Below are 8,788 nucleotides of genomic sequence, written 5' to 3'. Positions count from 1 at the left end.
GCTCGGTGAGGTCCTGGGGGTCCAGGATGTAGCGGAGTTGCTTGCGGGAGAGGCCATAAAGCCTGGCGTAGTAGGCGTCAAGCTCCGCCCGGATCCGGGCCCGCCGCTCCTCGTCCCACAGGAAGGGCGGGAAGGGGTAGGGGCCTTCCACCCAGGGAGGGGGCTCGTCGGGGTGGGTGGGGGCGGCCTCCCGCCAGAGGGCGATGGCCCGGCGCAGGTCGGGGTCCGCCTCCTCCCACACGTCCTGGGCCAGGGGGGCCAGGTCCCAGGCGGTGTAGGCGAGCTCCAGGACCCGGGGGACGATGAAGTGGAGGTCCTGGGGCCCGTAGGCGGAGGGGGGGAGGATGGGGAACTGCTTGACGTAGTGGAAGTTGAGCGTTGTTCCAGCTACCTTTTGGCGGGTAACGTAATCCATGGGGAGGGTATTGAAGTTGGCAAGTATTAGCAAAATCGCATAGGACCGTTGCCTTGGTAGTAGTAGCGGCCCCTTATTCCCCACCCCCACCCTCGGCAGGGCCGCGAAGATGGCCGTGCGCTCATTAGTGGCGTTGGCAATGTCCCGGAACCCCACCAACCACCCCCGCTCCCACCCGGCCTTCCGCAGGCGGGCCTCGGTTTCCTCCCGGGGCACCCAGTAGCGGGGCAGGGGGAGGAAGGCGGGGTCTTGCTTTTCCCCGGGCTCCACGTCCCGGGTGTCCTTGCTTTCAAAAGTGGCGAAGCGGTGGTCGTAGTGCCAGAAGAGCTTGGCCTCGTAGAGGGGGAGGTAGACCTCCTCTCCCTTTATGAAGCGGTTTCCCACCAGGTGGAAGCCCTGGGCCAGAAGGTCCTCCCGGGTGCGGAAGAGGTGGGCGTCGTTAGCCATATCAAAGAGCCGGAGGAACCGCACCCCCCAGGCGTTCTTCTCTGGCTCCTCCCTCCACAGGACGGGCACCCTCTGGTAGATGGCCCGGGTGAGCTCGGCGTCCTGCCGGGTGCGGAAGACGGGGCAGGTCTTGGTGTTGGGGTTGAGGAGGGCGAAGTCCTCGGGGGAAAGGGTAAAGACCCGGGTGGGGTCCTCGAGCCCCTCGGGGCGGGTGAGGAAGAAGGCGAGTCGGGCGGGGGCCTGGTCCCTCTCCTTTTTGAGGGCGAGGATGGCGAACTTGTAGGAGCGGTGCACCCCGGGGAAAATCCCCTCCCGGTTCTCAAAGTCGTAAAGGGCGGAAAGCTCCCCCTTCGCCACCACGTCGGCGAAGAACTCCTTGTTGGAGTCGTCGGTGGCGATGCCCGTGGGCACGATGAGCCCCGCCCGGCCCCCAGGAGAGAGAAGAGTGCGGGCGAGCTCGGCGAAGAGGGGGTAGGTGTTCACGTCCCCCCGGGCGGTGAGGGGGAAGCGGCCCGAGTGCCGCAGGAACCCGGAAACCGCCTCGGCCTCCGCCAGGGCCTCCTGGTAGGCCCGGAAGAGGGCGGGGTTTTCCTTCTCCAGGGCGGCGATCAGGCGCTTGCGCTTGGCGGCGTTCTCCGCTTCGGCGATCTCGGGGGCCTTGTCGGCGAAGAACTGCTTGTCCTCCAGCTTCACCTTCTCCCACGGCGGGTTCCCCAGCACCACGTCAAACCCGCCCTTCTGGAAGACCTCCGGGAACTCCAGCCACCAGTGGAAGAAGCGGTGGCGGCCCTTGGCGGCCTCGAGGGCGTGGCGGGTGGGCGGGGAGAGGTAGGAGCTTCCCTCCCACTGGGCCAGGGGGGCTTGGCTCTGCTGGACGAGCCAGTTGAGGCCCTGGGCGTCCGGCAGGCGCACCCCCGGGGCGGGCCGGAGGAAGAAGGCGGCGGTCCAGTAGTCGGCCAGGAGCTCCCACTTCCGCACCTCCTCGCTTTCCCGCCACGCCCGGTAGCGACTGCGCTTCTCCTCCACCTCGGCGGCGGTTTTCTCCTCAAAGTCCAGGAAAGGGGGCGCGGGCAGGGGGAAGAGGAGGCTTCCCGCCCCGGGGCCGAAGGAGAGCCCCTTGCGCACCTCCTTGGGCACCCCCTCTCGGTCGTAGGCCTCCTTGGGGATGCCCCGCTCCAGGAAGTCCTCCGGGGCCCCCACCAGGGAGTTTCCCACCTTCAGGTGGTGGTCCAGGAAGGAGAGGGGCTTGCCCTTGGCGGCGGAGGCGATCCAGAGGGAAAGCTTGGCGAGCTCCACCGCCATGGGGTTCAGGTCCACCCCGTAGAGGCACCGGGAGGCCACCAGGTGGCGGGCCTCGTAGAGGGCCTCCGGGTCGTCCTTCCCCTGGCCCCGGATCTCCAGAAGCTTTTCCGCCAGGTACTCCAGGGCCGAGATGAGGAAGGCCCCGCTTCCCATGGCCGGGTCCACCACCTTGAGGGAGAGGAGGGCTTCCTCCTGCTTCTTGGGGTCCTCCCCGGCCTCCCGCAGGCGGGCCTCCACCACGGGGACGAGGCTTTCTTGGAGCACGAGCTGGACAAGCTCGCGCGGGGTGTAGTAGCTCCCCGAGGACTTGCGCTCCAGGAGGTGGCTTTCCAGGGTGTACCGCCCCTCCGCCAGGCGGGGGGCCAGGGCCAGGATGCCCTCGTAGACGTGGCCGATCTCCTCCACCTCGAGGTCCTTGTAGTTGATGCGCTCCAAGGCCCCTTCCCGCTCCACGTGGGTGAGGAGGCGCACGGCCCGGAGGAGCTCGCTGTTCTTGGGCCGGGGGAGGTCAGGGTGGCGGGCCCTCTCCCCGGGGTCCAAAACCCTGCCCGTGAGGAGGGGAAGCCCCTCCGGGGCGAAGAGCTCGCCGTTCAGGGCGGGCACGCCCAGGCGCGCGTCCCCCCGGTAGACGAGCCCGAAGGTGAGGAGGAGCTTTTCCCAGAGGTCGGTGTGGCGGTCCTCGTACGCTCCTTGACCGCCAAAGGGGTCCTGGCGGGCGGCCCGTTCCCTGAGGGCGCTTGCGCTGTACTCCCGCTCGTAGACCCAGGAAAGCTCCCCCCCGTGGGGGAGGAGGCCCCGGCTTTCGGCGTAGAGGAGGAAGAGGAGGCGGTAGACCAAGAGGAGAAGCTCCCGGTGGTAGGCCCCAAGCTTCTCGGGGTCCTTGAGCTCCTCCCGGAGGCTTTCCGTGAGGAAGGCGTTCCCCAGGGCCTCGAGGGCCTCCACCACCCCCTTTCTCAGGGCGTCCCGGGCGCGGATCCCGGTTTCCCGGGCCCTCTCGTAGTAGCGGTCCAGGGGGGTCTTGCCGTCCTTGCCCTTCTGGAAGCGGCTCGGGGAGAGGAGGAGAAGGAGGGCCTGGAACTCCTTGAGCCCCTGGTCCCGGGGGGCCTCAAAGAGCTCCACCAGGTTGAAGGCCACGTAGCCCGGGACGGAGACGTGGTAGTACTTGCGGAGAAGCCGCACCTCCCAGGGGGCGGCCAGGATGCCCCAGTCGTGCTCGGGGTGCAGGTTCAGGTAGGCCTGGAGGAGGGCCTGGGGGCTCTTCTCGCGGCGGCTTGGGCGGAGGTCGGGCTCGGCGGCCACCAGGTGGAGGGGCGGGGCGTTTTCCTCGGGGAAGCCCCGGTGGCTTATGGGAAAGGCCTGGTCCGCCACCTGGAGGTGGCCGCGGTTGTAGGCGGGGTTCCACCCCAGGGCCCGGAAGAAGGGGAGGAGCCAGGCCTCCCGGGCCTTGGAAGTGTCGGTGAGGGCGAAGAGGGAGCCCACCCGCTCGTAGAGGCCGAGGAGGGCGTAGAAGCGGTCCCGCACCTCCTCGGGGGAGAGGCCGAGCTCCTTCAGGGCCTCGGGCTCGGTGAGGGTCTTGAGAAACTCCTCGGTGAGGATACCGCCGGATACGCGGATGGCGTGGAAGTTCATGGGGCTTCCTCCCTCTTATGGGCGTGCCGGGGCCAGGAGGGTGATGGCGAGAAGCTCCTGGCCCAAAAGCTCCAGGCGGTCCAGGTCGTGGAAGGCCTCGGGGAGGGCGCCGTAGGCCCGGGCCAGGTCCCGCTTGAGGGCGGCCCTCTCCGCCCGCAGGCGCTCCAGCACCTCCTTTGCCCCCGCTTCCCCCAGGGCCTCGAGGGGGGACCTTAGGGCCTCCTCGGCCAGGTAGCGGGCCTGCTCCCGGCTCAGGGCGGGGGGCGCCTTCATGCGCTTGGCCCAGAGGGCCTCGGCCTCCTCCTCGGGAAGCTCGGCCCCGTCCAGAAGCCGCACCGCCTTGCGGAAGAGGCTTTCCAGGACCTCTCCCCGGCTTGCCGCGAAGCGGGCCCGGAAGTGGTAGAAGGCCACGGGCGGCGTCCCGGGCGGGGCGGGGAAGCTTAAGAGGGCGGTCCTCGCCCCGTCCAGGTCCCGGTAGGCCCTAAAGCGCAGGTGGGCCACCAGGTGCTCCACCAGGGGGTGGGCGAGGTCCAGGACCTCCACGCCCAGGGGGGCCCCGGGGTCAAAGCTGAAGGGGCCGAAGGTGGGGGGAAGCCCCGGCACCGCCTCTCCGGCGCCCCGCCTGGCGGTGTAGGGGTCTTCCCCTTCCACCTGCCAGCCCAGGTAGCGGAGCCCGTCCAGGACGAACCCCTTGAGGGTTTCGGGGCTTCCCGCCCGCCTAAGGGCCTCCTGGAGGCGGCGCTCCACGTCGGGGAGGCTGAACTCGCTGTGGCCGTAGAAGCCCTCGGCCACGGCCTTGCGCGCGGCCTCCACCTCGGGCTCGGCCTCGTCAAAAAGGGAGGCCTGGAGGCGGCGCTCTCCCCGCCAGTCCCGGCTCCAGAGGGCCTCGAGGCGGGCCCGGAGGTAGCCCTCGTCCCCGAAGAAGGCGGGCACCACCCCGAGCTCCCTGCGGATGCGCTCGGCCTTCTCCAGGAGCACCCGGAAGACGGCCACGTCAAAGGAGCGCTCGTAGTAGAGGGTGCGGATGCGCACCTGGGCTTCGGGCTGGCCGAAGCGGTCTATGCGCCCGTTCCGCTGCTCCAGGCGGTTGGGGTTCCAGGGGAGGTCGTAGTGGACGAGCTGGGCGGCGTAGTGCTGGAGGTTGAGCCCTTCGGAGAAGACGTCCGTGGCCACCAGCAGGGCGGGGTTCTTTTGGGCGAAGGCGGCGAGGACCTCTTCCCGCTCCTCCTCGGCCATCTCCCCGTGCACGGCGAAGACGGGGTAGGGGAGGGCCTGGGAGAGCCTTTCCACCAGGTAGTCCAGGGTGTCCTTGTAGCGGGTGAAGACCAGGGTCCGCCCCCGGCCAAGCCTCAAGGGGTCCTGGAGCATCTCCAGGAGGGCTTGGAGTTTGCTGTCCTTGCGCCAGGCCTTGAGGTGGCGGAGGAGGACCTCGAGGTAGGCCCTCTCCGCCTGGGCCCGGGCCTGGTCGGCGAGGCTGAGCTCGAGGCTGAGCTCCGCCTCCTCGGGGGAGAGCCTTTCGGGGGCGGTGTCCAGGAGGGCGGCCTCCTCCTCCCCCGTGGGCCCCTCCCCCCCGGCGAGGAGGTTTTCCAGGAGGGCCTTGCGCCGCTTCAGGCTTTCCTCGAGGGCCTTGGGGGAGCTCGTGGCCCGGCGCATGAGGTGCATGGCGAGCCACCGCCCGAGGACGGGCACCTTGGCGGGGTCGGGGTCAAAGACCTCCTCCTGGTAGCGGCGCACCGCCTCAAAGAGCTCCAGCTCGGCCCGGTTGGGCTCCACCGGCACCTCCCTGGCGTCCCGCTCGGGGAAGGGGCTCTTTTTCCCCTCCTTGCGGAACCACTCCTCCACGTCCCGCCGCCGCCTCTGCACCACGTGCTTCTTGGCGGCCTCCCGGTCCAGGGCGCCGCCCTTAAAGAGGCCCAGGCGGCCCGCGTCCAGGTGCTCCAGGAGGCTATGGAAGCTCTCGGTGTAGCCGTTGTGGGGGGTGGCGGTGAGGAGGAGGAGGTGGGGCACCCTGGAGGAGAGCTCCCGCACCAGGCGGTAGCGCTCCATCTGCTTGCCCCGCTCCGTGGGGGGGCGGGCGGCGAGGTGGGCCTCGTCCACCAGGAGGAGGTCCCAGTCCTGCCGCAGGACCAGGTGGCGCACCCCGTCCTGCTTGGCGTAGTCCAGGCTGGCGATGACCCGGTCAAAGTGGGCCCAGGGGTCCGCCCCCGGGGGGAGGCGCCGGGCCAGGCGCTTGAGGTTGGGCCCGGAGAGGACCTCAAACTCCAGGTGGAAGAAGCGCCTCAAGGCCTCCCGCCACTGGCCGAGGAGGTGGGCCGGGGCCAGGACCAGGACCCGGCGGGCCTTGGAGCGGAGGAGGAGCTCCTTTAGGATGAGGCCCGCCTCCACCGTCTTCCCCAGGCCCACGTCGTCGGCGAGGAGGAGGCGCACCTCGGGCTGGCGCAAGGCCATGAGGAGGGGGACGAGCTGGTAGTTGGCGGGCACCACCCGGGAGCGCTGGAGGGCGAGGAAGGGGGCGTCGGCGTGGAGGGTGGAGAGGTCCAGGGCCCTGAGGAGGAGGTCGTGGAGCGCCGGGTCCCCGGGGGTGGCGGGGGGAAGGCCCAGGGCGGTGAGCCGGATCCCCGGGCCCTCGAGGGGGAGGTAGAAGAGGGCCTCCTCCTCGGTGTCCACGGCCCGGGCGAGAAGCACGTCTTTCTGGCGGTGCTCCAGGCGGTAGTCCCGCCCCCGGGCCCGGAAGAGGGCCCCTGGCCTCAGGAGGTCCAGCACGTCCATAGGGGGATCATAACCCCAGGAAGGCCCGGATCCGGTCCACGGGCGTGTCCGGTTCCACCTCCAGGCCGTCCCCCCCGCTTCCCTTGGGGAAGAGGCGCTTTTTCCCCCATCGGGCGAGGCTTTGGATCATGGTGCTCGCGTCGGTGCGGACGTCCTCCGGCCCTTCCGTGGGCGGGGGTAGGCCGGCCTCCTGCAGGGCCCGGAAGAGGGGAACGTAGGCCTCGTCTAGAAGGGTGAAAAGTTCCTCCCAAGGGATGCCCTCCTCCGGGGGCGCCGCGCTGGGCCTCGGCGGGCAGGGGCCTTTTGGGGGAAACTCCTCGCGGTTGTAGTGGCTCATCTCGCAGTAGACCCGCTCCCTAAGCTCGAGGGCCAGCGCGGCCAGGGCTTGCGGTCGGCCCTCCGGCCAGTCGCGGTTCGGGTAGAGGAGCTTGAGGAGGGCGGAGACCCACTTCCGCACCGCCCGCACGTCCCGCTGGGTGAGCCCAGGGGGAAGGGCCAGGTCCGGGTCAAAGCCTAGGGGGCGGAGCTTCTTCAGGGCGGCGCTCAGGTAGTCCACCACGAGCCCGGGCCCCTGGTAGAGGAGCTCGGGGGAGATCTTGGGGAACTCGTGGCCGGGAAGCAGGCCGTGGATGCGGTCCAGAAAGGCGGTGTCCCCCTTGAGCCCTAGCGGGAGCACCCGGGTCAGGGGAGGCTCCGGCCGGTCGGCGTTGCCCAGGAAGACCAAAGAGGCCTCCGCCACAAGGGTCCGCCCGCCCCGGCTGAACTGGCCCGACTCCATGTAGTCCTTGAGGATGGAGAGGATGGAGGGGTCCTCCCAGGCGGTGTGGGCCACCTCGTCAAAGACCAGGACCTGGTAGGTGGGGATGAGCCCGGGCTTGCGGGTGCGCAGGTCGTAGTAGAGGACGGCCGGGGAGACCTTCCCCCCGGAGATGACGTGGGCCTCGGGGGAGAGGTTGCGGAGGAGGTAGGTCTTCCCGGTCTGCCGGGGGCCGAGCTCCATGAGGTGCAGGTTGGGCTCCACCAGGGGGGCCATGCGGGCCAGGTAGAGGAGCTTCTGCCTCGAGGTGAGGGGTTCCGGGTTCAGCCCCACGCTGGCCAGCAGGAAGTCGGTCCACTCCTCCTCGCTGAAGGCCGCCCTTCCCCGAAGAAAGGGGTCCAGGGAGGTGAGGCTGGCCTGGAAGGGGATGAACTGCCGGACGCGGACCCTCCCCGTCCCCGCCTCGTAGGAGAGCTCCAGGGTGCCCCAAAGGCCGTAGAGCACGCCCGGGTGGCGCTCGGGAAGGCTTGGCTCCACGTCCGCGGTGTACTCCCCGAGGCTTGGGAGCCGGGCCTGGTAGGTGGCCGTGGCCAGGTCCACCTTGACCTCGAGGCGGTCAATGAGCACCAGGCGCCCCTTGCGCAGGAGCTGGTCCTTGAGCCATTCCTGGTGCCCGGGGCCGATGTACCGCTCCTCCAAAAGCCGGCGCACCTTCTCCACGGCCTCGGGCCCGCCCCCCGCCTTGGGGCCGCCGCTTCCAGGCGGGCGAGGGCCTCGGGAAGGGCGGGAAGCTCCACGGGGAGGGCTTGGCGTCCCGGGGCGTAGGGCGTGGGGGCCTCCAGGGCGAAGAGGGCTTCCTCCCCAGCCTGGGCGGCCCGCAGGTCTTCTTCCATAAGTGCAAGTTTTGAGTGAGGAAAGTGGTGGCCAACTTTGAACCTCCCGGGTGCCGCACCTAAAGGGTCCCTCCCGGGTCGCTGGCCCCTAGGACTCAGGAAAAAGCCGATGGGGGGACCCGTCCCTAGTCTTCAGGCCCGAACTCGTACTCCCCGGTGAAGGGGTTCTGCCGGATCTCCCAGTCCTCGGGCACCTGCTCGTACCGGCCCGTGTAGGGGTTGAACTTGTCCACGAGGCGCTTCCCCTTCTTGCTGTACCGGCCCGTGAAGGGGGAGTGGCTCGTGTCCTCGGGCCGGCCCACCTCGTACTTGCCCTCAAACTCGTTGTAGGTGGGTTCCTGGTCTTCCTCGGCGTACTCGTACCTTCCGGTGAACGGGTTGTACTTGAGCGGCATCCTTCACCTCCTTCAAGCCTCCATCCCCTCTAGCCAGAGCAGAAACATCCCTGTTCCCATGATCACCCCTAGGAGAAGGTCCCTGAGAAGCCCGGGGTGAATCCCCTGCTCCAGGTCCCAGTGGTAGTCCAGGTGGAGCTTCCCCTTCCGCACGAAGGCCCGGGGCCACCTGCGCTCGTCG

4 protein-coding genes are annotated in these 8,788 nt (G+C 69.5%); all 4 read right to left on the bottom strand.

Annotated elements, in window-relative coordinates:
• Nucleotides 1-3,793: N-6 DNA methylase (locus ABJK26_RS00935; protein ID WP_347240316.1), on the bottom strand; the 3,793-nt coding region annotated here is incomplete at its 3' end.
• 15 nt (nucleotides 3,794-3,808) lie between these two features.
• Complete coding sequence (locus ABJK26_RS00930; protein WP_347240315.1) at nucleotides 3,809-6,562, bottom strand: helicase-related protein; 2,754 nt, start codon at nucleotides 6,560-6,562, stop codon at nucleotides 3,809-3,811.
• Between the two features lie 7 nt (nucleotides 6,563-6,569).
• Nucleotides 6,570-8,039, bottom strand: coding sequence for a BREX system Lon protease-like protein BrxL (brxL, locus tag ABJK26_RS00925; protein ID WP_347240314.1), 1,470 nt, complete (start codon nucleotides 8,037-8,039; stop codon nucleotides 6,570-6,572).
• A gap of 298 nt (nucleotides 8,040-8,337) precedes the next feature.
• Nucleotides 8,338-8,607, bottom strand: coding sequence for a hypothetical protein (locus tag ABJK26_RS00920; RefSeq protein WP_347240313.1), 270 nt, complete (start codon nucleotides 8,605-8,607; stop codon nucleotides 8,338-8,340).
• Nucleotides 8,608-8,788 lie beyond the last annotated feature (181 nt).

Source organism: Thermus sp., from assembly GCF_039793865.1.
Lineage (GTDB): Bacteria > Deinococcota > Deinococci > Deinococcales > Thermaceae > Thermus.
The sequence above is the reverse complement of the archived record's forward strand: the minus strand, read 5'-3'. Positions and strand labels throughout refer to the sequence as shown.

What these genes read in the sequence shown, in the direction of transcription:
- ABJK26_RS00930 (WP_347240315.1), bottom strand. Translation starts at nt 6,562, where the DNA reads ATGGACGTGCTGGACCTCCTGAGGCCAGGGGCCCTCTTCCGGGCCCGG.
- ABJK26_RS00920 (WP_347240313.1), bottom strand. Translation starts at nt 8,607, where the DNA reads ATGCCGCTCAAGTACAACCCGTTCACCGGAAGGTACGAGTACGCCGAG.